17 protein-coding genes and 1 pseudogene are annotated in these 23,628 nt (G+C 72.6%); 12 read left to right on the top strand and 6 right to left on the bottom strand.

The window, feature by feature from the left end:
• The 4 genes from ACFP3V_RS11460 to ACFP3V_RS11445 form a co-directional block, all read left to right on the top strand.
• Positions 1-2,263 (top strand): ComEC/Rec2 family competence protein (locus ACFP3V_RS11460; protein WP_380582657.1); only part of this gene is annotated, 2,263 nt, incomplete at its 5' end.
• A 40-nt stretch (positions 2,264-2,303) separates the two neighbouring features.
• Positions 2,304-2,552 (top strand): hypothetical protein, encoded by a 249-nt coding sequence (locus ACFP3V_RS11455; RefSeq protein WP_380582655.1) that lies wholly within the window; start codon positions 2,304-2,306, stop codon positions 2,550-2,552.
• Between the two features lie 76 nt (positions 2,553-2,628).
• Positions 2,629-3,621 (top strand): DNA polymerase III subunit delta, encoded by a 993-nt coding sequence (gene holA, locus ACFP3V_RS11450; RefSeq protein WP_380582653.1) that lies wholly within the window; start codon positions 2,629-2,631, stop codon positions 3,619-3,621.
• Between the two features lie 1,041 nt (positions 3,622-4,662).
• A complete protein-coding gene (locus tag ACFP3V_RS11445; RefSeq protein ID WP_380582650.1) occupies positions 4,663-7,452 on the top strand; it encodes a penicillin acylase family protein in 2,790 nt (929 codons plus the stop codon).
• Between the two features lie 202 nt (positions 7,453-7,654).
• Here the strand turns inward: ACFP3V_RS11445 and rpsT are convergent, their stop codons facing one another.
• Complete coding sequence (rpsT, locus tag ACFP3V_RS11440; protein WP_380582648.1) at positions 7,655-7,921, bottom strand: 30S ribosomal protein S20; 267 nt, start codon at positions 7,919-7,921, stop codon at positions 7,655-7,657.
• 268 nt (positions 7,922-8,189) lie between these two features.
• Between rpsT and lepA the strand changes: the two genes are divergently transcribed.
• Positions 8,190-10,064, top strand: coding sequence for a translation elongation factor 4 (gene lepA, locus ACFP3V_RS11435; RefSeq protein WP_380582646.1), 1,875 nt, complete (start codon positions 8,190-8,192; stop codon positions 10,062-10,064).
• A 157-nt stretch (positions 10,065-10,221) separates the two neighbouring features.
• On the opposite strand, the gene ACFP3V_RS11430 is transcribed toward lepA, so the two are convergent.
• The gene (locus tag ACFP3V_RS11430) at positions 10,222-10,800 is read right to left on the bottom strand and encodes a TIGR03086 family metal-binding protein (protein ID WP_380582644.1); all 579 of its coding nucleotides are present in this window, start codon (positions 10,798-10,800) and stop codon (positions 10,222-10,224) included.
• 79 nt (positions 10,801-10,879) lie between these two features.
• Here ACFP3V_RS11430 and ACFP3V_RS11425 point away from each other — a divergent pair, with 79 nt between their 5' ends.
• The gene (locus tag ACFP3V_RS11425) at positions 10,880-11,704 is read left to right on the top strand and encodes a DUF6597 domain-containing transcriptional factor (protein WP_380582642.1); all 825 of its coding nucleotides are present in this window, start codon (positions 10,880-10,882) and stop codon (positions 11,702-11,704) included.
• On the opposite strand, the gene ACFP3V_RS11420 is transcribed toward ACFP3V_RS11425, so the two are convergent.
• Entirely contained in the window at positions 11,622-12,461 is an 840-nt protein-coding gene (locus tag ACFP3V_RS11420) for an ABC transporter ATP-binding protein (RefSeq protein WP_380582640.1), read from the bottom strand. The two genes, ACFP3V_RS11425 and ACFP3V_RS11420, sit on opposite strands and share 83 nt — an antisense overlap.
• Before the next feature lie 119 nt (positions 12,462-12,580).
• Between ACFP3V_RS11420 and ACFP3V_RS11415 the strand changes: the two genes are divergently transcribed.
• Positions 12,581-13,543, top strand: a complete 963-nt coding sequence (locus tag ACFP3V_RS11415; RefSeq protein WP_380582638.1) for an ABC transporter ATP-binding protein — start codon at positions 12,581-12,583, stop codon at positions 13,541-13,543.
• On the top strand, positions 13,540-14,352 hold the full coding sequence (locus tag ACFP3V_RS11410) for an ABC transporter permease (protein ID WP_380582636.1): 813 nt from the start codon (positions 13,540-13,542) through the stop codon (positions 14,350-14,352). The genes ACFP3V_RS11415 and ACFP3V_RS11410 overlap by 4 nt, the downstream gene beginning before the upstream one ends.
• Before the next feature lie 259 nt (positions 14,353-14,611).
• Here ACFP3V_RS11410 and ACFP3V_RS11405 read toward each other — a convergent pair whose 3' ends face one another.
• Positions 14,612-16,546 carry an ABC transporter ATP-binding protein gene (locus tag ACFP3V_RS11405; protein WP_380582634.1) on the bottom strand — a complete coding sequence of 645 codons (1,935 nt, stop codon included), beginning with the start codon at positions 16,544-16,546 and terminating at the stop codon, positions 14,612-14,614.
• Positions 16,543-18,276 carry an ABC transporter ATP-binding protein gene (locus tag ACFP3V_RS11400; RefSeq protein WP_380582632.1) on the bottom strand — a complete coding sequence of 578 codons (1,734 nt, stop codon included), beginning with the start codon at positions 18,274-18,276 and terminating at the stop codon, positions 16,543-16,545. Before ACFP3V_RS11400 ends, ACFP3V_RS11405 begins: the two co-directional genes overlap by 4 nt.
• A gap of 310 nt (positions 18,277-18,586) precedes the next feature.
• Between ACFP3V_RS11400 and ACFP3V_RS11395 the strand changes: the two genes are divergently transcribed.
• Both ACFP3V_RS11395 and hemW read left to right on the top strand, forming a co-directional pair.
• Positions 18,587-20,494 carry an AMP-dependent synthetase/ligase gene (locus ACFP3V_RS11395; protein WP_380582630.1) on the top strand — a complete coding sequence of 636 codons (1,908 nt, stop codon included), beginning with the start codon at positions 18,587-18,589 and terminating at the stop codon, positions 20,492-20,494.
• Positions 20,495-20,528: 34 nt separating this feature from the next.
• The gene (hemW, locus tag ACFP3V_RS11390; protein WP_380582628.1) at positions 20,529-21,758 is read left to right on the top strand and encodes a radical SAM family heme chaperone HemW; all 1,230 of its coding nucleotides are present in this window, start codon (positions 20,529-20,531) and stop codon (positions 21,756-21,758) included.
• Between the two features lies 1 nt (position 21,759).
• On the opposite strand, the gene ACFP3V_RS11385 is transcribed toward hemW, so the two are convergent.
• The gene (locus ACFP3V_RS11385; protein WP_380582626.1) at positions 21,760-22,680 is read right to left on the bottom strand and encodes an ADP-ribosylglycohydrolase family protein; all 921 of its coding nucleotides are present in this window, start codon (positions 22,678-22,680) and stop codon (positions 21,760-21,762) included.
• Positions 22,681-22,782: 102 nt separating this feature from the next.
• Between ACFP3V_RS11385 and ACFP3V_RS11380 the strand changes: the two genes are divergently transcribed.
• Positions 22,783-23,307 carry a SigE family RNA polymerase sigma factor gene (locus ACFP3V_RS11380; RefSeq protein ID WP_380582624.1) on the top strand — a complete coding sequence of 175 codons (525 nt, stop codon included), beginning with the start codon at positions 22,783-22,785 and terminating at the stop codon, positions 23,305-23,307.
• Positions 23,304-23,628: pseudogene (locus ACFP3V_RS11375) on the top strand (hypothetical protein); the annotation flags it as partial. The gene ACFP3V_RS11380 and the pseudogene ACFP3V_RS11375, both read left to right, overlap by 4 nt.

Here is a 23,628-nt window from a genome sequence, read left to right as displayed (position 1 = left end):
CGCGCTCGCCGTCAGCCTGTGCCTGGACCGCCGTCAGCTGCGGTTCCCCGCGCACCTGGTGGTCGCCGTGGTGCTCGCCGCAGCCGCCGCGGCCTTCGCCGCCACGCTGGCCGTCGACGAGGTGCGCGGTGGCCCGGTGGCGCGGCTGGCGTCCCACGGCGACAGGGGATCGGGGCCGGTCCCCGTCGAGCTGACCCTGGCCCGCGATCCGCAGCAGCGCGAGGGCGGGCTGGTCACCGTCCGTGCGGAGGCCCTTGCGGTGGCGGGGGAGCGGACGCGGGCGCCGGTGCTGGTGACGGCCCGGGGCGAGAGCGGCCGCGCGTGGCTCGCGCTGCTGCCCTCGACGAAGGTGCGGACAGCCGCCCGCCTCCGGCCGCCGGGCGACACGGGGCCTGAGGACGTGGCGGCGGTCCTGGCCGTTCGCGGCGCGCCGGAGTTGCTCGCCCCGCCGAGCCTGCCGCAGCGGCTGGCCGGACGGCTCCGCGCGGGACTGCGGCGGGCCGTCGCCGGGCTGGGGCCGGACGAACGGGCGCTGCTCCCCGGGCTGGTGGTCGGGGACACGGCGGCGATGACCCCGGAACTGGAGGAGGCGTTCCAGGCAACGGACTTGGCGCACGTCACGGCCGTCAGCGGGGCGAACCTCTCGATCGTGCTGGTCCTGCTGGTGGGGGCCGCCGCCCGGGCGCGCAGCCCGGAGCGGGGTGGCATCGCCGCCCGCACGGGGCTGACGCTGCGGGGCACGGCGCTCGCGGGCGCGGGGCTCACGGTGGCCTTCGTCGTCCTGTGCCGCCCGGACCCGAGCGTGCTGCGGGCCGGGGCCACCGGCCTGATCATGCTGCTCGGCCTGGCGACCGGACGCCGCACCGCTCCGCTGACCGCGCTCGCGGCGGCGACGCTGATCCTGGTCCTGGCCGATCCCTGGCTGGCCCGCTCCTTCGGCTTCGCGCTGTCCGCGCTGGCCACCGGCGGGCTGGTCACGCTGGGCCCGCGTTGGGCGGAGGCGCTGCAGGCGCGCGGTTGGCCGCACCGGCTCGCGGAGGGCGTCGCCGCAGCCGCCGCCGCGCAGGCGTGCGTGGGGCCGCTGCTGGTGCTGCGGCTCGCCAAGGTCAGCCTGGTGGCCATCCCGTGCAACCTGCTGGCCGAAGTCGCCGTCGCTCCGGCCACGTTGCTCGGCTTCGCCGCGCTCGCCGCTGCCCCGCTCGGCACCGGCCCGGCGGCCTTCCTGGCCTGGCTGGCCTCCTGGCCCTGCGCCGGACTCATCGCGCTGGCCCGCTTCGGCGCGGGTATGCCCGGTGCGGAACTCGACTGGGCGGGCGGTTGGTCGGGGGCGGCCCTGCTCGTGCTGGTCATCGCGGCCCTGGCCGCCTCCTCCCGCTTCCTGCTGCGCAGCCGGGCCGCGCTCGCGATGGGCGCTCTCGCGCTCCTCCTCGCGCTGCTGCGGCCGGCCCCGCTCACCCGCCTCGCGACCGGCTGGCCGCCTCCCGACTGGCGGTTGGTGGCCTGCGACGTGGGCCAGGGCGACGCGCTGGTCCTGGCCGCGGGCCCCGGCTCGGACGCCGCGGTCGTCGTGGACGCCGGGCCCGACCCGCACGCCGTCGACCACTGCCTGCACGAACTCGGCATCGACCGCGTGCCGTTGCTGCTGCTGACGCACGATCACGCGGACCACGTGGAGGGCGTCCCCGGGGTGCTGCACGACCGTCAGGTCGGCGCCGTGGAGACCACGACGGCCGACGACCCGCCGGCTGAGTACGCGCGGGTCCGCCGCTGGGCCGCGGCAGCAGGGGTGCCGCTGCGGCACGTCGTACCCGGCGAGCGGGGAGCTCTCGGCGACCTGCACTGGCAGGTGCTGTGGCCCGACGGGTCGCCCGACGCGGCCGGGCTCGGTCCCAACAACGCCAGCATCAGCCTGCTGGTCACCGTCGCCGGGCTGCGGCTGGCCCTGCTCGGGGATCTCGAACCGCCGGCCCAGCAGCGGCTGTTGGCGGCCCTGCCCAACTGCCCCGAGCTGTACGGGGTGGACGTGCTGAAGGTCGCCCATCACGGCTCGGCACGCCAGGACGCCGACCTGCTGCGCGCCCTGCGGCCCCGGCTCGCGCTCGTGTCGGTCGGCTCCGGCAACCCCTACGGCCACCCGGCCCCCGCCGCGCTGCGCGGCCTCGCGTCCCTCGGCGCGGTGGTCGTACGCACGGACCAGGACGGCGCGATCGCCGTCCTGGGACAGGGCCGCCGGCTGGCCGTGGCGACGCAGCGGGGGAGATGACCGATGCCCCGCGGCAATCGGCGGCTCGGATAATGGTCCGGTGAGCGACATCGACAACTACCTGCTGGTGCTTCCCGGTCGTGACGAGGCCGAGGCCGTGGCGGACGAGCTCGCCGAACGGTATCCGGGCCTCACACCCGAGCTGCACCGCGAGGCGCTGGCCGGGGAGGACGACGCCGAGGACGCCCAGTGGCTCGTCGTGCTCCCGGCCCCGCTTCCGCAGCCGCTCGGCACGGCCGAGCTGGAGTCCCTGGCCGCCGAGCACGACGGCTGGCTGGAGGAGGACTGACCGGGGGTCAGCTCCGGCGTTCCGCCGAGGCGGCGCCGAGCGGGGCTGTCGGCGGGGGCGGCTAGGCTGAACGGCGATGGCCAGGAAACCCTCTGAAGACCTGCTCTCCCCGGTGACGCTCGTCATCGGCCAGGAGGAGCTGCTGCTCGACCGCGCCGTGGCGCAGACGGTCGCCGCGGCGCGCGCCGCCGACGCGGACACGGACGTGCGCGACCTCGCGCCGGGCGTGCTGCAGCCCGGCATGCTCGCCGAGCTGACCAGTCCCTCGCTCTTCTCCGAGCGCAAGGTCATCGTGGTCCGCGCCGCCCAGGATGTTCCGGCGGACGCGGTCAAGGAGCTCAAGGCCTATCTGGAGGACCCCGCGCCGGAGACCATGCTGGTCCTCGTCCACGCGGGCGGCGCCAAAGGCAAGGGCGTCGTCGACGCGGCCCGGAAGGCGGGAGCCCGGGAGGTCTCCTGCCCGAAGGTGACCAAGCCGGCGGAGAAGCTGGCCTTCGTCCGCGCGGAGTTCCGCACCGCCGGCCGCTCCGCCACGGAGGACGCCTGCCGCGCCCTGCTCGACGCCGTGGGCAGCGATCTGCGCGAACTGGCGTCAGCCTGCAGCCAGTTGGCGGCGGACACGGAGGGGACCATCGACGAGGCGGTGGTCGCCCGCTACTACACGGGCCGGGCGGAGTCCACCGGCTTCCAGGTCGCGGACCTGGCCGTCACCGGCCGCACGGCGGAAGCGCTCGGCCAGCTGCGCTGGGCGCTGGCCGTGGGCGAGAAGCCCACGGGTATCGTCTACGCGCTGGCCTCCGGCGTCCGCGCGATCGGGCGGGTGGCAACGGCGGACCGCAGCATGCGTCCTGCGGACCTGGCCCGGGAACTCGGCATGCCCCCGTGGAAGATCGACCGGGTGCGCCAGCAGATGGGCCGCTGGAGCGGCGACGCCGTCGCCCACGCCCTCCAGGCCATCGCCCAAGCCGACGCCGCGGTCAAGGGCGGCGCGACGGACCCGGCGTACGCCCTCGAACAGTGCGTCGTCACCATCAGCCGAGCCGCCCGCGGCGCGGGCGCAGCCAGATAGCCCCCCTGCCCCCAGGCGGTGGGCTGGCCCCTCCGGGGCTGCGTCCCTGGCCCCTCCGGGGCTGCGTCCCTGGCCCCTCCGGGGCTGCGTCCCTGGCCCCTGCGGGGTTGCGCCCCTGGCTCCCTCTTTTCGCAGAGCGGAGGCCCTGTCCTGGGCTGGGCGCTGTGCCCTGCCCGGCCAGCCCTGCGGGCTGGCGTCGCGGGCTTCGTCCTCCGCCCCGGCGCATGCGCACTCCGGGGCTGCGCCCCTGGCCCTCCGAGGCGGTGGGCTGGCCCCTCCGGGGCTGCGCCCCTGGCTCCGTCTTTTCGCAGAGCGGCGGCCCTGTCCTGGGCTGGGCGCTGTGCCCTGCCCCGGCCAGCCCTGCGGGCTGGCGTCGCGGGCTTCGCCCTCCGCCCGGGCGCATGCGCACTGTCGGTCGGCGGCCCAGCCCTCGGGGCTGCGTCCCTGGCCCCTGCGGGGCTGCGCCCCTGGCCCCTGCGGGGCTGCGCCCCTGGCTCCGTCCTTTCGCAGAGCGGCGGCCCAGCCCCCGGGGCTGCGCCCCTGGCCCCTCCGGGGCTGCGCCCCTGGCTCCGCCTTTTCGCAGGGCGGCGGCCCAGTCCTGGCCTGGCCGCTTCGCCCTCCGCCCCGGCGCACGCGCCGCGACGCGGGCTTCGCCCTCCGCCCGGGCGCATGCGCACTGCGGGGCGGCGGAGCGGCGGCCCAGCCCTCGGGGCTGCGGTCCGGGCCCTGCCCGGCCCGTCCGGCGGGTGGCGACGCGGCTCGGGTCCGTTGCCGAGGGCTGAGTCCGGGCCCCTCCGGGTGGGGCCCGGCCTGGCACCTTGCGCCCGCAGGGGCTGCCGCCTTCCCGCACCGCGGCTGCGTGGTCTGTGGGGCTGCGCCCCGGCCCCGCGGCGGCGGGGCTGTGAGAGCCGTGCGCCCGCCCCCCGCCCTGCCGAACGAGGGGCGGGAAAAAGCGTTGTCATGCTCCTTTTCGGTAGTGGGGAACGTGACCTAGCCTCATGTTACTGCTCGGTCGCCCCCGCTCCCGGAAGGAGCCTGACCTTGAGACATCGCATCGTCAACCGACGGCGAACCCCCCACCCCCTCAAGGCGGTTGCCCTCGCCGCCGCCGCGGCCCTGCTGGTCGTGCCCGCCGTCGCGGAGGCCGCCTCCGCCGCGACCGCGCGTGCGTACCAGGCGAACGACTACTGCCAGGGCCAGTGCAACGACATCCTCCCGCCCGGGGAGAACGGGAACGCCACCCTCGCGGACATCCTCGCCAACAAGGTCTTCGGCACCCGCCCCGCCCACACCGACGACCAACTCGGCCGCTACGCAAGCCTCGTGGACGGATACACAGGGCTCACCAACACCACTCTCTCCTCCTTCTTCGACGACGCCTCCTTCGGCGTCCCCGCCGACCAGGTGGCGTCCAGCACCAGTCCCCGCTCCGACGTGACCATCGTCCGGGACAAGGCGACCGGCGTCCCGCACATCACCGGGACCACCCGCTACGGCACCGAGTTCGGGGCCGGATACGCCGCCGCGCAGGACCGGCTGTGGGTGATGGACCTGTTCCGGCACGTGGGGCGGGGCGAGCTGAGCTCCTTCGCCGGCGGCGCACTCGCCAACCGCCAGCTGGAGCAGAGCTTCTGGCAGGCCGCCCCCTACACCGAGGCCGAACTCCAGGCGCAGATCGACTCCGTCGCCGCCAACGGCGGCGCCCGCGGCCAGCAGGCGCTGGCCGACGCGCAGGCGTACGTGGACGGCATCAACGCCTACATCACCCAGGCCTACAACAACCGCACCTTCCCCGGCGAGTACGACCTCACCGGGCACATCGACGCGATCACCAACGCCGGGTCCATCGAGCCCTTCAAGCTCACCGACCTGGTCGCCCTGGCGTCCGTCATCGGCGCCCTGTTCGGCTCCGGCGGCGGCGGAGAGGTGCAGTCCGCCCTGGTCAAGGAGGCGGCCGAGGCCAAGTACGGCGTCACCCAGGGGGACCGGGTCTGGGAGGCATTCCGCGAACGGGAGGACCCGGAGGCGGTGCTGACGCTGCATCAGGGCCAGAGCTTCCCCTACGCGCAGGACCCGGCGAACCCGCAGGGGGTCGCCATGCCCGACCCGGGCTCGGTCACCGCCCAGCAGCTGGTCTACGACCCGACCGGTTCCGCCACCTCCACCGCCGCGACCAAGGCGCACGGCGTCCTCCCGGGCAACCTGTTGACCGCAAAGCACGGCATGTCCAACGCCCTCGTCGTCTCCGGCAGGTACACCGACTCCGGCCACCCGATCGCCGTCTTCGGCCCGCAGACGGGCTACTTTGCGCCCCAGCTGCTGATGCTGGAGGAGATCCAGGGCCCGGGCATCAGCGCCCGCGGCGCGGCCTTCGCCGGGCTCAGCTTCTACGTGGAGCTCGGCCGTGGCCAGGACTACGCGTGGAGCGCCACCTCCGCCGGACAGGACATCACCGACACCTACGCCGTCAGGCTCTGCAACACCGACGGCAGCGCGCCCGGCAAGGACTCCAACGCCTACCTGCTCAACGGCGTCTGCACGCCGATGACCGCGCTGGAGCGCGACGACTCCTGGAGCCCGACCACCGCCGACTCCACCGCCGCGGGCTCCTACCGGCTCATCGTGTACCGGACGCAGTACGGCCTGGTCACCCACCGCGCCACCGTGGGCGGCGTGCCGGTCGCCTACACCTCGCTGCGCTCCACCTACATGCACGAGGTCGACTCGATCATCGGCTTCCAGATGCTCAACGACCCTGCGGCGGTGAGCAGTCCGCAGACCTTCCAGCAGGCCGCGCAGCACATCGACTACACGTTCAACTGGTTCTACGCCGACTCCGTGCACACGGCGTACTACAACTCCGGTCGCAACCCCGTGCGTCCGGCGACCGTCGCACCCGACCTGCCGACGTGGGCCGACCCCGCCTACACCTGGACCGGCCTCACCCCGGCCGCCCAGCATCCGCAGAGCATCGACCAGGACTACTACGTGTCCTGGAACAACAAGCAGGCCCTCGGCTACGCCGCCAGCGGCTTCGGCAACGGCTCGGTCCACCGGGCCAACCTGCTCGACGCGAGGGTCAAGGCGCTGGTCGCGCAGGGCGGGGTGACCCGGGCCGCGCTCACGCAGGCCATGGAGAGCGCCGCCGTCACCGACCTGCGCGCCGAGGACGTGCTGCCGGAGCTGCTGGCGGTCGTGCAGAGCAGCCCGGTGACCGACGCGACCCAGGCCGCCCTGGTCCAGCAACTGCAGACCTGGCTCCAGCACGGCGCCCAGCGCCGCGAGACGTCGGCGGGCAGCAGGACCTACGCCGACGCGGCCGCCATCCGGGCCTTCGACGCCTGGTGGCCGCTGCTGGTCCAGGCGGAGTTCCAGCCCGGCCTGGGTAGCGACCTGTTCACCGCGCTGACCGGGGCGCTGCAGATCAACGAGTCCCCGTCCGGCGGCCAGACCGGGCCGACCAGCGGCTCCGCCTCGGCCAACGAGTCCATCCCGCACAAGGGCTCGTCCTTCCAGTACGGCTGGTGGTCCTACGTCGACAAGGACCTGCGCGCCGTCCTGGGCCGGCCGGTGCAGGGCGGCCTGGCGGCGGAGTACTGCGGCGGCGGCGACCTGGCGCAGTGCCGGCAGGCGCTGCTGACGACCCTTCAGCAGGCCGGCGCGGAGACCGCCGCCCAGGTCTACCCGGGCGACGCCGACTGCTCGGCGGGCGACCAGTGGTGTGCGGACGCGATCATCCAGCGCCCGCTCGGCGGCGTCACCGACGCGACCACCAACTGGCAGAACCGGCCCACCTACCAGCAGGTCGTGCAGTTCCCCGCGCACCGCTGACCCGGACCCGAACGCCGGGAAGGAACGCCGGAGGCCCGGCCCCCGCACAGGGGACCGGGCCTCCGGTCGAGACAGAGCTCTGTGCGCCGAACCCGCGTGGCGAACGCAGGCCGCGTTCGGCGCCGGTAGTTCAGTCGTGCAACTACTCAGAACCCGTCCGGAGCGGTTGAGAGGGACCGCGCCCGGCCGGGCGGGGCGATGGTCAGGCCTTGATGGACGCGACCGTCACGGCAAGCGCCGACTTCTTGTTGGCGGCCTGGTTCTTGTGGATGACGCCCTTGGACGCAGCCTTGTCGAGCTGCTTGGACGCCTCACGGGCCAGGATGGTCGCCTTCTCGAAGTCGCCCGCCTCCACAGCCTCACGGGTCTTGCGGATGGCGGTCTTCAGCGAGGACTTGACGGCCTTGTTGCGCAGGCGCGCCTTCTCGTTGGTCTTGATGCGCTTGAGCTGGGACTTGATGTTCGCCACGAATGTGCCTCGGTCTCGAGAGTTCCTACTTGGAGCCGTGCCCGTGATCCGTCACGTAGAGGGCATGACGCATCGCAGACACAGTCGCCCAGACTACCAGCGGGCCGCGCAGCAGCCCAAAACCGGCCTCGGGCGCACGCCCGCGGGCCCGCGGTTCTGCGGGAGCGGCTCCGCATGGGACCATATGTTCTCGGGACGCTCTCGGAGCATCCTGCCACCGACAGACGTCGGACAGTCCGCCCCGGCCGATCAGAGAACTGGAACCTGCGTGTCCGCCATCCCCGTCAACGTTCCGGAGCCCAGCCGCACCGACCCGGCGCTGATCCGCAACTTCTGCATCATCGCGCACATCGACCACGGCAAGTCCACCCTGGCCGACCGGATGCTGCAGATCACCGGCGTGGTCGACCCGCGGCAGATGCGCGCCCAGTACCTGGACCGGATGGACATCGAGCGCGAGCGCGGCATCACCATCAAGTCGCAGGCCGTGCGTCTGCCCTGGGCGCCGAAGACCGGCGCGGGCGTGGGCAGCACGCACATCCTGAACATGATCGACACGCCGGGCCACGTGGACTTCACCTACGAGGTCTCGCGCTCGCTGGCGGCCTGCGAGGGCACGCTGCTGGTGGTGGACGCCGCCCAGGGCATCGAGGCGCAGACCCTGGCCAACCTCTACCTGGCCCTGGAGAACGACCTCACCATCATCCCGATCCTCAACAAGATCGACCTGCCGGCCGCGCAGCCCGAGAAGTACAGCGAGGAGCTGGCCAACCTGATCGGCTGCGACCCGAGCGACGTGCTGCTCGCGTCGGCGAAGACCGGTCTGGGCGTCGAGGAGATCCTGGACGCGGTCGTCGAGCGGATCCCGCACCCGGTCGGCAACGCCAACGCCCCCGCCCGCGCGATGATCTTCGACTCGGTGTACGACGCCTACCGCGGCGTGGTCACCTACGTCCGTGTCGTGGACGGCCAGCTCAACAAGCGCGAGCGCATCCAGATGATGTCGACCGGCGCCACCCACGAGCTGCTGGAGATCGGCGTCATCTCCCCGGAGCCGATCCCGGCCCAGGGCCTGGGTGTCGGCGAGGTGGGCTACCTCATCACCGGCGTGAAGGACGTCCGCCAGTCCCGGGTCGGTGACACCATCACCTCGCAGCACAAGGGCGCCACCGAGGCGCTGGGCGGCTACAAGGACCCCAAGCCGATGGTGTTCTCCGGCCTCTATCCGCTGGACGGCTCGGACTACCCGCTGCTGCGCGACGCCCTGGACAAGCTGCGCCTCAACGACGCCGCGCTGGTGTACGAGCCGGAGACCTCGGCGGCCCTGGGCTTCGGCTACCGCTGCGGCTTCCTCGGCCTGCTGCACCTGGAGATCATCCGCGAGCGGCTGGAGCGCGAGTTCAACCTCGACCTCATCTCCACCGCCCCGAACGTGGTCTACCGGGTCGTCATGGAGGACGGCAGCGAGCACACCGTCACCAACCCGAGCGAGTTCCCGAGCGGCAAGATCTCCGAGGTCTACGAGCCGGTCGTGCGCGGCACGATCCTGGCCCCCAACGAGTTCGTCGGCGCGATCATGGAGCTGTGCCAGTCGCGGCGCGGCAGCCTGCAGGGCATGGACTACCTGTCCGAGGACCGGGTCGAGATCCGCTACAACCTGCCGCTCGCGGAGATCGTCTTCGACTTCTTCGACCAGCTGAAGTCCAAGACCCGCGGCTACGCCTCGCTGGACTACGAGCCCATCGGCGAGCAGTCGGCCAACCTGGTGCGGGTGGACATCCTGCTGCAGGGCGAGCAGGTGGACGCCTTCTCGGCGATCGTGCACCGGGACAAGGCGTACAGCTACGGCGTCATGATGGCCGGCAAGCTGCAGAAGCTGATCCCGCGTCAGCAGTTCGAGGTGCCGATCCAGGCCGCGATCGGGTCCCGCGTCATCGCCCGTGAGACGGTCCGTGCCATGCGCAAGGACGTGCTGGCGAAGTGCTACGGCGGTGACATCTCGCGCAAGCGGAAGCTGCTGGAGAAGCAGAAGGAAGGCAAGAAGCGGATGAAGATGGTCGGCCGGGTGGAGGTCCCCCAGGAGGCCTTCATCGCCGCGCTGTCCACGGAGGAGTCCGCCGCGGCGGCGGAAAAGAAGAAGTAGCCCGATGGCCCCGCAAGGGGCGCGAGGCTGTTGACCTGTGGGGCTCCGCCGCGTGGGCGCGAGCGACACACCACTCGGGAGGTCCGACCCCATCTGCGGGACGGACCTCCCTGGGTGGCGTGCTGCTCGCGCAGTTCTCGCGCCCCGGGGTGGTCCCCTACTTCGGCCGGCGGCCCGACAGGGCCAGGGCGCGGTGCCAGGCCGGGGCGTCCGCCGGGACGTCCGCCGGGGCCGCGAAGCCGTCGAACTGACGGTAGAGCTCGGCGTTCTCGGTGACCAGCTTCAGCAGCACCTCGCCCAGCTCCCCCTCCACCGCGTACTCCTGGCCCGTCGCGGTGGCCAACTCCCAGCCGTGCAGCGCGAGTTCCATGATGCTCATGCCCGCGATCGCCGCCGCGGGGACCTTGGCGTCGCCCATCGGCATCTCGGTCTCCCACACCTCGGGCGCGGACCAGGCCGCCAGCGCGGCGTCCAACTGCTCGGCGTAGGCGGCCTGCCAGTCCGTCTCGGCGGTGAAGTCGCGGGTGTACCAGGCCTCCGGGACGGACTCGCCCCTGGCGCGCAGTTCGAGGTTGTGGCCGGTCCACAGGACGAGGTGGTTGGCGAGGGTGCGGACGTCCCACTCGGTCGCCGGGGTGGGCAGGTCCAGCTGGTCGGCGCCGACGTTGCGGGTGACGCGCGCGGTCTCGTCGGCCGCCGCGCGCAGGTGCGGGTAGAGGGGGTGCGGAGTGCTCATGGGGCCGACCCTACGAGGCGTCGCCGCGTTCGTCTTGAAGAAACACGCCAGTGTCGGTGGCCGCCCCTAGCATGAGGCTGTGAGCAGCCAGACGCCCCGCGGGGTCCTCCGTCCGAGGCGGGCGGGGGACCGGTTCCGGCTGCAACTGCTGGATCCGGGCGAGGAGCTGGCCCCCTACGTCGAGTACCACTGGATCGTCCGCTGGGACATGGAGGGCCTGCCGCCCTACGAGCAGCAGGTGCTCTCCCACCCCAACGTCCACCTGGTCTTCGAGCAGCCGCAGCCGCTCCTGTACGGCGTGGTCCGCGGCGTCTACACCCGGCGCCTCTCCGGGCGCGGGCAGGTGCACGGGGTGCGCTTCCGGCCCGGCGGGTTCCGGCCGTTCAGCCCGGGGCCGGTGCAGGAGCTGAGCGACCGGGTGCTGCCGGCCGAAGAGGTCTTCGGCCACGCCGCCGTGGAGCTGAACGCGCCCCTGCTGGCCTGCACGGACGACCAGGAGATGCGCGCCCGGGTCGAGGCCTTCCTGCGGCCGCTGCTGCCGCCCGTGCCCGATCCGCAGGCCGCTGCTGCAGCGGCCGCCGTGGCGGCGGCCACCGCCGACCACCGCCTGGTCCGCGTCGAGCAGTTGGCGGAGCGTCAGCACGTATCGGTGCGCACCCTGCAGCGGCTCTTCGCCGAGTACGTGGGCGTCAGCCCGAAGTGGGTGCTGCGCCGGGCCCGGCTCCAGGAGGCCGCCACCCGCGCCGACCAGGGGGCCGTCGACTGGACCGCTCTCGCCGCCGAGCTCGGCTACGCGGACCAGGCGCACCTGGTCCGCGACTTCAGCGCGGTCGTGGGCCAGCCGCCCGCCCGGTACGCGGCCGGGCGGAGCGGATGTGCCAGCGGCCCTCCTCGGTCCGGGTGAGCCGTACCGGGTAGTCGAAGCAGGCGCTGACGTTCTCGCCGGTGAGCACGGAGTCCACCGGGCCCTGGGCGAGCACCCGGCCGCCGCTGCGCAGCAGCATGGCGTGGCTGGTGCCGGGCGGCAGCTCCTCCAGGTGGTGGGTCACCACCACCGTGGCCAGCTCCGGGCGCTCCTCCCGCAGCACGTCCAGACTCTCGATCAGCTGCTCCCGGCCGACCAGGTCGAGGCCGGTGGCCGGCTCGTCGAGCAGCAGCAGCCGGGGCTCGGGCATCAGCGCGCGGGCGATCAGCGTGCGCCCGCGTTCGCCCTGGGAGAGCACCGGCCAGCGGGCTTCGGCGCGGCCGGCCATGCCGAGCGTCGCGATCAGCTTGTCCGCCAACGCCTCCTGCTCGGGGGTCGGGGACCAGCGGGGCACCGGCTCGACCGAGTTGGTGAGCCCGGTGAGCACGACCTGCCGCACCGTCAGCGGCGAGCTCAGCGGGTGACGGGGATTCACATGCCCCAGATGGCGGCGCAGTTCCCGCAGGTCCACCGAGCCGAGGCGGCTGCCCATCACCTCGACGCTGCCGCGGGTCGGGTGGGTGACCGCGCCGAGCAGGCCGAAGAGCGTGGTCTTCCCGGCGCCGTTGGGACCCAGCAGCGCCCAGTGCTCGCCGGGATTGACGGTCAGTGACACGCGGTCCAGCAGCAGGTTCCCGTCACGCACGATCTCGGCGTCCCGCACCTGCAGGACCGGGGTCCTTGGGCTCCTGGTCATGGTGCGCACGCTAACAGCAGGCCGCACGCGGGCGGTCGGGGCGTCCGTAATCCGGATGCGCTGTCAGTGGCGCGCGCCATAGTGTTCGTGGCTTTGGCGAGACGAGGAGGGAGGGGGCCATGAGCGCACCGGGCACGGTCGCCGCACCGGCGCTGAGCGTCCGCGGGCTGGTGAAGGAGTTCCCGGCGCCCAGCGGCGGTGGCGCGCGGTTCCGCGCCGTGGACGGGCTGGACCTGGCGGTCCGCCCCGGCAGTTGCCTCGGCCTGCTGGGGCCGAACGGCGCGGGGAAGTCCACGACGATGCGGATGATCACCGGGCTGGCCCGGCCGGACCGGGGCAGCATCGAGGTCTTCGGCCTCGACGTCGCCACCGAGCCGAAGCGGGCGCGCGCGCAGATGGGCGTGGTGCCTCAGGAGGAGAACCTCGACTTCGATCTGACGGCCCGGCAGAACCTGGAGATCACCGCCGCCCTGCAGCGCATCCCGCGCCGCTCCCGGGCGGCGGCGATCGACGCGGCGCTGGCGGTGGCGCAGCTGGAGGAGAAGCAGAAGGTCAAGGTCGGCAAGCTGTCCGGCGGCATGAAGCGGCGGCTGCTGATCGCCCGCGGGCTGATCCACTCGCCCCGGCTGGTGCTGCTGGACGAGCCAACGGTGGGCCTCGATCCGCAGGTCCGCTCCGAGCTGTGGACGCTCATCGACAAGTTGCGTTCCGAGGGGGTGGCCGTGCTGATGTCCACCCACTACATCGAGGAGGCGGAACGGCTGGCGGACGACGTCGCCGTGGTCGCCAAGGGCCGGGTCGTCGCCACCGGCACACCGGCCGCGCTGCGGGCGGCGCACGTGGGCGAGCAGGCGCTGGAGTACTACGGGCCGCCCGAGCGCCTGGAGGCGGTCGAGTCGCTGGCCGCCCGGGCCGGCGCGGCCACCCGGCGGACCGGGCCCGCGGTCTCCGTGCTGCGCGCGGAGGCGCTGCACGTGGACGTTCGCGAGGAGATGCGGGCGGCGGCCCTGGGCGCGCCGCTGGAGCGGGTGGCCACGCTGGAGGACGTGTTCGTACTGCTGACGGGGGAACAGGTCGGATGAGCACCACTGCTGTTGACGCGGGCTGGGAGCGTCCCGCCGTCCGCGAGGGCTTCGAGTTCCGGGCGATGGCGGGGGTCTGGCGCCGCCATCTGATCCTCTACCGCCGCTTCTGGCACTCCACGACGGTCAGCGCCACGCTGGACCCGACGATCCAGCTGCTGGCCATGGGCCTGGGCATCGGCTCGCTGGTCGCCGTGGTCGGCGGCCACCCGTACATCGAGTTCCTGGGCACCGGGCTGGTGGCGACGGCCGTGCTGTTCGGCTCGATCATGCCGGGGATGTACGACACCTTCGTGCTGCGCGAGTTCATGAAGATGTACGACGGCGTGCTGGCCGCGCCGCTGGGAATCGCGGAGCTGGTGCTGGGCGACGCGACGTGGCTGGCGGCCCGGACGGGCGTCTACTCCTGCACGCCGATGCTCATCGCCATGCTGTTCGGGCTGCAGCCGACCTGGGGCATGCTCGTGGTGCCCTTCGTGGCGGCGCTGTCGGGCCTCGGCTTCGCCCTGCTGGGCATCTGGGTGTCCACGATCGTGCCCTCGTTCGACACCTTCAACTACGTCAACTCCGGGCTGGTGACGCCGCTGTTCCTGGTCTCCGGCACCTTCTTCCCACTGGACCGGCTGCCGGACTGGACCCGCTGGATCACCGTGTTCAACCCGGTCTACCACTGCATCCAGCTGGTCCGGGACGCCGCCTTCGGCTTCCACGCCGGAGCGGACCTGCTGCATGCGCTGGCGCTGGCGATATTCGCCGCCCTGACCGGGACGCTCGCCGTCCGCGGCCAGCGCCGCAAGCTGATCGACTAGGGCCTGTCCGGCGGATCTTCCCGGCCCCGCGCCGTCTGGCACGGCCTCCCAGCCTCCGGCCGGGAGGTGCCCCCACCCGTCGTCGGCGAAACGCCCGAGTACGTCCAGTGCGAGGGCGCTCCGCCGCCTTGGATCCGGCCGCGCCTGGGGGCACCTCCCGCCGGAGGCCGGCGGAACGAGGCGGGCTGATCCGGGAAGATCCGCCGGACGGGCCCTGGCTGTTCCGGGGGGCGCGGGGCGCGCCCGCGCCCCCCGGGGGTCAGTCGACCTCTGCCACTGCCTGGGCGAACTGGGCCTGGTAGAGGCGGGCGTAGGCGCCGTCCGCGTCCAGCAGCTCGGCGTGGGTGCCCTGTTCGACGATCGCGCCGTCCTCCATCACCAGGATGGTGTCCGCGTCGCGGATGGTGGACAGGCGGTGGGCGATGACGAACGCCGTCCGACCGGCCCGCAGCTTGGCCATGGCGCGCTGGATCAGCACCTCGGTGCGGGTGTCGACCGAGCTCGTCGCCTCGTCCAGGACGAGGATGGTCGGCTCCGCCAGGAAGGCCCGGGCGATGGTGATCAGCTGCTTCTCACCGGCGCTGACGCCCGTGCCCTCGTCATCGATCACGGTGTCGTAGCCGTCCGGCAGGGTGCGCACGAAGCGGTCCACGTGCGCGGCCTTCGCGGCCGCGACCACCTCCTCGCGGGTGGCGCCCTTGCGGCCGTAGGCGATGTTCTCGGCGATGGTGCCGCCGAAGAGCCAGGTGTCCTGGAGCACCATGCCGATGTTGGCGCGCAGCTCCTCGCGGCTCATCCTCGCGATGTCCACGCCGTCCAGGCGGATCTGACCGCCCGTCACCTCGTAGAACCGCATCAGCAGGTTGACCAGGGTGGTCTTGCCCGCGCCGGTCGGGCCCACGATGGCGACCGTGTGGCCCGGCTCCGCCGTCAGCGAGAGGTCCTCGATGAGCGGCTTCTCCGGGTCGTAGCGGAAGGCCACGTGGTCGAACTCGACCCGCCCGCGCACCTCGGCGGGGCGCAGCCCGGGGACCGGGTCCGGCTCCTGCTCCGGGGCGTCCAGCAACTCGAAGACGCGCTCCGCCGAGGCGACGCCGGACTGCACCAGGTTGGCCATCGACGCCACCTGCGACAGCGGCTGGCTGAACTGCCGCGAGTACTGGATGAACGCCTGCACGTCACCGATCGACAGCGCGCCCGAGGCGACCCGCAGGCCGCCGACGACGGCCACCAGCACGTAGTTCAGGTTGCCGATGAACATCATCGTGGGCTGGATCAGTCCGGAGATGAACTGCGCCCTGAACGCGCTCTGGTAGAGCCGCTCGTTCTCCTCCTCGAAGGTCCGCAGCGCCTCCTCCTGACGGCCGAAGACCTTGACCAGCGAGTGCCCGGTGTACATCTCCTCGATGTGGGCGTTGAGCTTGCCGGTGGACTTCCACTGTGCCACGAACTGCGGCTGCGCCCGCTTGCCCACCTTCGCGGCGACCATTGCCGAGGCGGGGATGGAGATGAGCGCGATCAGCGCCAGCAGCCAGGAGATCCAGAACATCATCGCCAGCACGCCGACCACGGTCAGCAGCGAGGTGATGATCTGGGACATCGTCTGCTGCAGGGTCTGCGCGATGTTGTCGATGTCGTTGGTGGCCCGGCTGAGCACCTCGCCGCGCGGCTGCTTGTCGTAGTAGCTGAGCGGGAGCCGGCTCAGCTTGTCCTCGACGTCGCTGCGCAGCTGCTTGGCCACCCGGTTGAGCGCGCGGTTGGCCAGCCGCGCCTGGACGATGCCGGCCAGGCCGGCCGCGGCGTAGATCAGCGCGACCCAGCCCAGCACCCGGCCCACCGCGTCGAAGTCGATGCCGTGGCCCGCCACGTAGTGGATGGAGGACAGCATCTTCTGCTGGTCGTGGTTGAGGTGCGCGATCGCCGCGGGCGGCAGCTTGCCGAAGACGCCGCCGAGGATCAGGTCGGTGGCGTGGCCGAGCACCTTGGGCCCGACGACCGACAGCGCGACGCTGATCACGGCGAGCACCAGCACGCCGATCAGCGAGGCCCGCTCGGGCCGGAGCCGGCCCAGCAGCCGCTTGCCCGAGCCCTTGAAGTCCGCCGACTTCTCGGCGGGTTGGGCGCCCATGAACCGGCCGGGTCCGGCCGCGACGCGCGGTCCGCGCGGGGCTGCCCCCTGGCTGCCCTGGCTCATGCCGCCTCCTCCTCGGTGAGCTGCGAGAGCACGATCTCGCGGTAGGTCTCGTTGCTGTCCATCAGTTCGTGGTGGGTGCCGGTGCCGACGACCTCGCCCCCGTCGAGGACGATGATCCGGTCGGCGTCGCGGATGGTGGAGACGCGCTGCGCGACGATGACGACGGTCGCTTCCGCGGTCTCCTGGCCCAGCGCGGCGCGCAGCCGGGCGTCGGTGGCGTAGTCGAGCGCGGAGAAGGAGTCGTCGAACAGGTAGATCTCCGGCTTGCGCACCAACGCCCGTGCGATGGCCAGGCGTTGGCGCTGGCCGCCGGAGACGTTGGTGCCGCCCTGGGCGATCGGGGCGTCCAGGCCGCCCTCCAGCTTGGCCACGAACTCCTTGGCCTGGGCGACCTCGAGGGCGTGCCACAGCTCCTCGTCGGTGGCGTCGGGGTTGCCGTAGCGGAGGTTGGAGGCGACGGTGCCGGTGAACAGGTAGGGCTTCTGCGGGACCAGGCCGACGGTGCGGGCCAGCAGCTCCGGGTCCAGGTCGCGCACGTTCATCCCGTCGACCAGGACCTCGCCGGAGGTGGCGTCGGAGAGCCGGGGGATCAGGCTGAGCAGGGTGGTCTTGCCGCTGCCGGTGGAGCCGATGATCGCCGTGGTCTCGCCGGGCCGGGCGGCGAAGCTGATGTTCCGCAGCACCGACTGCTCGGCGCCGGGATAGCGGAAGTCCGCACCGCGCAGCTCCAGATGACCCCGGCTCAGCAGCTTGCGCACCGGGGCGACCGGGGGCACCACGGTGGTCTCGGTGTCGAGCACGTCGTGGATGCGGTCCGCGCAGACCTCGGCGCGCGGCACCATCATGAACATGAAGGTGGCCATCATGACGGACATCAGAATCTGCATCAGATAGCTGAGGAAGGCCGTCAGCGCGCCGATCTGCATGCCGCCGCTGTCGATCCGGTGCGCGCCGAACCACATCACGGCCACGCTGGACAGGTTCACCACGGTCATCACCAGCGGGAACATCAGTGCCATCAGCTTGCCGACGCGGATCGCGGTGTCGGTCAGGTCCTCGTTGGCGGCGCCGAAGCGCTCGCGCTCGTGCGTGTCCTTGACGAAGGCGCGGATCACCCGCAGGCCGCTGATCTGCTCGCGCAGCACCCGGTTGACCGTGTCGATCCGGGTCTGCATGGACCGGAAGATGGGCCGCAGCTTGCGCACGATCAGCCCGATGATGATGCCGAGGACCGGCACGATGCCCACCAACAGGGTGGACAGCGGCACGTCCTGACGGAGCGCCATGATGATGCCGCCCACGCACATGATCGGCGCCATCACCATCAGCGTGAAGGTCATCAGCACCAGCATCTGGACCTGCTGGACGTCGTTGGTGGTGCGGGTGATCAGCGAGGGGGCGCCGAACTGCCCGACCTCGCGCGCGGAGAAGGACTGGACCCGGTTGAAGACCGAGGCCCGGATGTCCCGGCCGAGCGCCATGGCGGTGCGGGCGCCGAAGTAGACCGCGCCGATGGACGCCAGCATCTGCGCCAGGGTGACGCCGACCATGACGCCGCCGGTCTGCAGGATGTAGCCGGTGTCGCCCTTGATCACGCCGTTGTCGATGATGTCGGCGTTGAGCGTCGGCAGGTAGAGGGAGGCGATGGTCGCGATCAGTTGGAGGACGACCAGCAGGGAGATCGGCCTGGCATACGGCCCCAGGTGGGCGCGGAGGAGTCGGACTAGCACGCGGGTCTCTCTGTGGAGGGGAGGGCTGCGATGTGGAGTTGCTGGTGCGGGCGGCGGTACTGCGTACACCGTACTCGGTTGGCGCCGGTCCGGCCACGGATTCGGCGGCTGAGCCATGGTAGGAACTAGCCGGTCGGCAGGCAAGTGAATTGACGGCCGTTCCGGTGGGCACAGAGGGGAGGGGGAGTGAAGGAGATCGTGCCCCCTTACATCCGGGCCGCTCAGGTCCTACGCTGACCCTGCCCCGTAGTTACCCACGAGTTAATTACCCGCGTCGGCCCCGCAGTGTTGCCGGGCCTCGGAGGTTGCCGTGAGCCTGCCCCCCCTTGTTCCGCCCCCTCTGCTCGACAACCGGCCCGAGTCGGTGGCCCAGCTGTTCCTCGCCCGGGTCGAGGCCACGCCGGACCGTGTCGCCTACCGCTACCCGGCCCCCGTGGACGAGCATGCGGCCGACGGCGCACCCGGAGCCGAGCAGTGGCGGTCGCTGACCTGGGGCCAGGCTGCCGAGCGGGTGACCCGGATCGCCGCAGGCCTCATGGCCGTCGGGATCCTGCCCGAGGAGCGGGTCGCCATCGCGTCCGCGACCCGCGTCGAGTGGATCCTCGCCGACCTCGGCATCATGTGCGCGGGCGCGGCGGTGACCACCGTGTACCCGAGCACCAACGCCGACGAGACCGCGTACATCCTGGCCGACTCCGGCAGCCGGGCCATCGTCCTGGAGGACGAGAAGCAGCTCGAAAAGGTGCTCTCGGTCCTCGACCAGACGCCCGAACTGAAGACGGTCGTGGTCATCGACGGGGCCGGAGCGCCCGAGGACGCGGCGGTCGACGTGCTGTCGCTCGCCGAGCTGGAGCAGCGCGGCGCCGCACATCTCAAGGAGCACCCGGACGCGGTGCGGGACGCTGTCGCCGCCATCCGGCGCGACCAGCTGGCGACCCTCATCTACACCTCCGGCACCACCGGCCGCCCGAAGGGCGTCCGGCTGGTCCACGACTGCTGGGCCTACGAGGCCGCCGCCCAGACCGACACCGGGCTGCTGACCGAGGAGGACGTGCAGTACCTGTGGCTGCCGCTGTCCCACGTCTTCGGCAAGACCCTGACGTCGGGTCACATCCAGCTGGGCAACGTCACCGCGGTGGACGGCCGGATCGACCGGATCATCCACAACCTGCCCGTGATCCAGCCCACCTACATGGCGGCCGCGCCGCGCATCTTCGAGAAGGTCTACAACGGCATCGCGCAGAAGGCGCGGGCCGAGGGCGGCGCCAAGTACAGGATCTTCCTGTGGGCCGCCCAGGTCGCCCGCGACTACGCCAAGGCCCGGCAGGAGTCCGCCGTCGCCACCGGCACCGCGTCCGTCCCCTTCGGGCTGCAGCTCAAGCACGCGATCGCCGACAAGCTCGTCTACGCGAAGATCCGCGCGGCCTTCGGCGGCCGGATCCGGGCCTGCGTCTCCGGCAGCGCCTCGCTCGCCCCCGAGATCGGCTTCTTCTTCTCGGGCGCCGGCGTGCACATCCTGGAGGGCTACGGCCTGACCGAGACCAGCGCGGGCTCCACGGTCAACCCGGGCGAGGACTACCGCGTCGGCACCGTCGGCCGCCCGCTGCCCGGCACCGAGGTCCGCATCGCCGAGGACGGCGAGATCCTGCTGCGCGGCCCGGGCGTCATGCGCGGCTACCACAACAAGCCCGAGCAGACCGCCGAGGTGCTGGAGCCGGACGGCTGGTTCCACACGGGGGACATCGGGGAGCTGGACAAGGACGGCTTCCTGAAGATCACCGATCGGAAGAAGGACATGTTCAAGACCTCGGGCGGCAAGTACGTCGCGCCCAGCGAGGTCGAGGGCCGGTTCAAGGCGATCTGTCCCTTCGTCAGCAACATCCTGGTGATCGGCAACGGCCGCAACTACTGCACCGCGCTGATCACGCTGGACGAGCCGGCCATCCTGCAGTGGGCCGAGGGCCAGGGGCTGGGCGGCAAGCCCTACGCGGACGTGGTCACCTCCGAGCGGGCGCACCAGCTGATCGACGGCTTCGTGCAGAAGCTCAACGCGGACCTGCAGCGCTGGCAGACGATCAAGAAGTTCAGCATCCTGCCGCGCGACCTGGACGTCGAGCACGGCGAGCTGACGCCCAGTCTGAAGGTGAAGCGCCCGGTGGTGGAGCGGGAGAACGCCGACCTGATCGAGTCCATGTACGCGGGCGCCCGGGAGGCCTGAGCCCGGCACCCGCGCGGTCGGGGAGAATGGGGGCATGCCCTCCGCACTTCCCGACGGCGAAGCCGTCCCCACCGACGGCGCGCTGCCCGAGTCCGCGACGGCGGAGCTCGGGCAGCGGCCGTTCGGCTTCTACGTCCACGTGCCCTACTGCGCGACGCGCTGCGGGTACTGCGACTTCAACACCTACACGGCGAGCGAGCTGCGCGCGGACGGGGCGGTGGCCTCGCAGGACACCTACGCCGACAACCTGATCGCGGAGGTGCGGCTGGCCCGCCGGGTGCTGGGGGACGCGGACGTCCCCGTGCGCACCGTCTTCGTCGGCGGCGGCACGCCGACGCTGCTGCCCGCCCGGGACCTGGTGCGGATGCTCGACGCCATCCGGGACGAGTTCGGCCTGGCCTCCGACGCGGAGGTGACCACCGAGGCCAACCCGGAGTCGGTGGACCCCGCCTACCTGGCCGAGCTGCGGGCCGGGGGCTTCACCCGGATGTCCTTCGGCATGCAGAGCGTGCGTCCCCACGTACTGCGCTTGCTCGACCGCCACCACACGCCCGGGCGCCCGCAGGCGTGCGTCGCGGAGGCCCGCGCGGCGGGCTTCGACCACGTCAACCTCGACCTGATCTACGGCACGCCCGGGGAGTCCGACGACGACTGGCGCGCCTCGCTGGAGTCCGCGCTGGAGGCGGGACCGGACCACGTGTCGGCCTACGCCCTCATCGTGGAGGAGGGCACCCGGCTGGCCGCCCGCATCCGCCGCGGCGAGATCCCGATGACGGACGACGACGTCCACGCGGACCGTTACCTGATCGCGGAGGAACTGCTGTCGCAGGCCGGCCTGCACTGGTACGAGGTCTCCAACTGGGCGGCGGACGCCGCCGCCCGCTGCCGCCACAACGAGCTGTACTGGACCGGCGCCGACTGGTGGGGCGCGGGCCCCGGCGCCCACAGCCACGTCGGCGGCGTCCGCTGGTGGAACCGCAAGCACCCCGCCGCCTACGCCCAGGCCCTGGCGGCCGGTCAGACCCCGGCCCAGGGACGCGAGTTGCTGGCGGCGGAGGACCGCCGCGTCGAACGCATCCTCCTCGAACTCCGCCTCGCCGAGGGCATCCCCCTCTCCCTGCTCCAGCCCGCCGGCCTCACGTCCGCCCACCGCTACGTCTCCGACGGCCTGCTCGCCCCCGAGCCCTTCGCGGCCGGGCGCGCCGTGCTCACCCTCCAGGGCCGCCTCCTCGCGGACGCGGTGGTGCGGTACCTGGTCGACTGAGTCAGCCCGGCGCGGCGAGCCCGTCCAGCCAGGACGGCAACGGCTCGGTCAGCTGCAGGAGTCGCGCCGGGATCCCGCTTCGGCCCAGCCGCGCTCCGAGGACGCCGCCGATGACGGCGCAGGTCGTGTCGACGTCCCCGCCGACGGATGCGGCGGACCACAGGGCGCCGAGGTAGTCGTCCGGATGGAGGGCGGCGCACCAGAGCGCGAACGGGACGGTATCGACGGCGCTGACCAGGCGGCCGTTGCCGAGGCGGTGAGCGGCAAGTTCGGGGTGGGGCTCCCCGGCCAGGTCGAGGGCCTCCCGGATGCCGTCGCCGACCCGGCTTGCTGGAGTGAACTCGATTGCGGCGCCGAGAAGTTGATCGGGCTGCAGGGCGACCCCGCGGCTCCTGGCCGCGACCGCGACCGCGACCGCGACCGCGATCGCGCCGGCGACGGCCTCCGGGTGCGTGTGGGTCACCTCCGCCGAGCGGGCCGCCTCCCAGGCCGCCTGCTCCGCGTCGGCCGCGAACCAGGCGCCCAGCGGCGCGACGCGCATGGCCGCGCCGTTGCCCCAGGAGCCCTGACCGTCGAAGAGGCCGCGGGCGAGCATCCGCCAGTCGCCGCCGTCGCGGACCTGGTGCAGCAGGCGGTTGGTGGCCGCGCCGTAACCGCGGTCGAAGTCGTGGCGGTGGGCGAAGGCCTGGGCCAGGGACTCCTGGTCGACAGTTCCGTGCCATCGCAGCACGTCGAGGACCGAGCAGGCCATCTCGGTGTCGTCGGTCCACGGCCAGGGCGGCTCGGGAAGCTCGCCCCGGCGCAGGAGCGCGAGCCGCTCCGGGACGTAGAACTGGGCGCCGAAGGCGTCGCCGACGGCGAGGCCGGTCAGGCTGTCGAAGGCAGGGGCGGGGACGTCGGCTTCGATGGAGGAATCGGGCATCGGCGGCAGAATTCCACGAGCGGCCCGGCGGCGCCAGTGACTTGTCGGACTGTTAGGCTCTGCCGCCTTGACGGGGGCACGGTCAGCGGAAGGGTCGGTTGCGTGGCTGGGGTGGGTGCCGAGCAGGCCGCCTTTCGGGCGTTCTTCGAGCGGCATCACCCGGAACTCGCCCGGCTGGCCTATCTGTTGACCGGGGAGTCGGATCTCGCGGACGACCTGGCGGCCGATGCCTTCGTGGAGATCTGGCGGCACTGGGGGCGGGTGCAGGCGGCCGAGAGTCCCGTGGCGTACGCGCGCGGCGTCGTGGCCAACGTGTGCCGGTCGCGGATGCGGAGCATGGGGCGGGAGCGCAGCGGACTGCGGGCCTGGAGTGCGCTGTGGCGGGACCGGGCCGTGCACGACGACACGGACGTGGGCGCCGTGGTGGACGTTCGGGGCGCGCTCGCCCGGCTGCCGTACCGGCGGCGGGCCTGTGTGGTGCTGAGGTACGCCTTCGACCTGTCCGAGCGGGAGACGGCGCAGGCGCTGGGGATCAGCGTCGGGACCGTCAAGAGTCAGACCTCGCGCGGTGCCGCCCAGTTGGCCGAGCTGCTGCGGGCGCCGGTGCTGGCAGGGGAGGAGTGGTGACGATGCGTCAGGACGAACTCCGGGACGCCCTGCGGCGGGAGGCCGCCGCGCACCGGCCCGACTCGGCCGCGATGTGGGGCCGCGTGCAGCAGCGCACGGATCGTCCGGGGCGTGCGGGCAGGACCGGGGTCCGGCTCGTGGGTGTCGGGGCGGCGGTCTGCGCTGGGCTCGGCCTCTGCGTGGCCGGGACCTTCGCCGCGGTGGGGACCTACGGGAAGCCGGAGCCGGTGGTCTCCATGGCCTCCCCGGCCGGGAGCAGCGCCGCGCCGCAACTGGGGGCGCCGACGAGCCGCCCGAGGCCCAGCGCGGGCGGGCACCGGA

The organism is Streptacidiphilus monticola, assembly GCF_042658505.1.
Classification (GTDB): domain Bacteria; phylum Actinomycetota; class Actinomycetes; order Streptomycetales; family Streptomycetaceae; genus Streptacidiphilus; species Streptacidiphilus monticola.
Note: the sequence above shows the minus strand (reverse complement) of the source record. Positions and strands in the feature narration are given on the sequence as shown.

What these genes read in the sequence shown, in the direction of transcription:
- ACFP3V_RS11410 (WP_380582636.1), top strand. Translation starts at nt 13,540, where the DNA reads ATGAGCACCACTGCTGTTGACGCGGGCTGGGAGCGTCCCGCCGTCCGC.
- ACFP3V_RS11430 (WP_380582644.1), bottom strand. Translation starts at nt 10,800, where the DNA reads ATGAGCACTCCGCACCCCCTCTACCCGCACCTGCGCGCGGCGGCCGAC.
- ACFP3V_RS11405 (WP_380582634.1), bottom strand. Translation starts at nt 16,546, where the DNA reads ATGAGCCAGGGCAGCCAGGGGGCAGCCCCGCGCGGACCGCGCGTCGCG.
- ACFP3V_RS11385 (WP_380582626.1), bottom strand. Translation starts at nt 22,680, where the DNA reads ATGCCCGATTCCTCCATCGAAGCCGACGTCCCCGCCCCTGCCTTCGAC.
- ACFP3V_RS11415 (WP_380582638.1), top strand. Translation starts at nt 12,581, where the DNA reads ATGAGCGCACCGGGCACGGTCGCCGCACCGGCGCTGAGCGTCCGCGGG.
- ACFP3V_RS11420 (WP_380582640.1), bottom strand. Translation starts at nt 12,461, where the DNA reads ATGACCAGGAGCCCAAGGACCCCGGTCCTGCAGGTGCGGGACGCCGAG.
- hemW (WP_380582628.1), top strand. Translation starts at nt 20,529, where the DNA reads ATGCCCTCCGCACTTCCCGACGGCGAAGCCGTCCCCACCGACGGCGCG.
- holA (WP_380582653.1), top strand. Translation starts at nt 2,629, where the DNA reads ATGGCCAGGAAACCCTCTGAAGACCTGCTCTCCCCGGTGACGCTCGTC.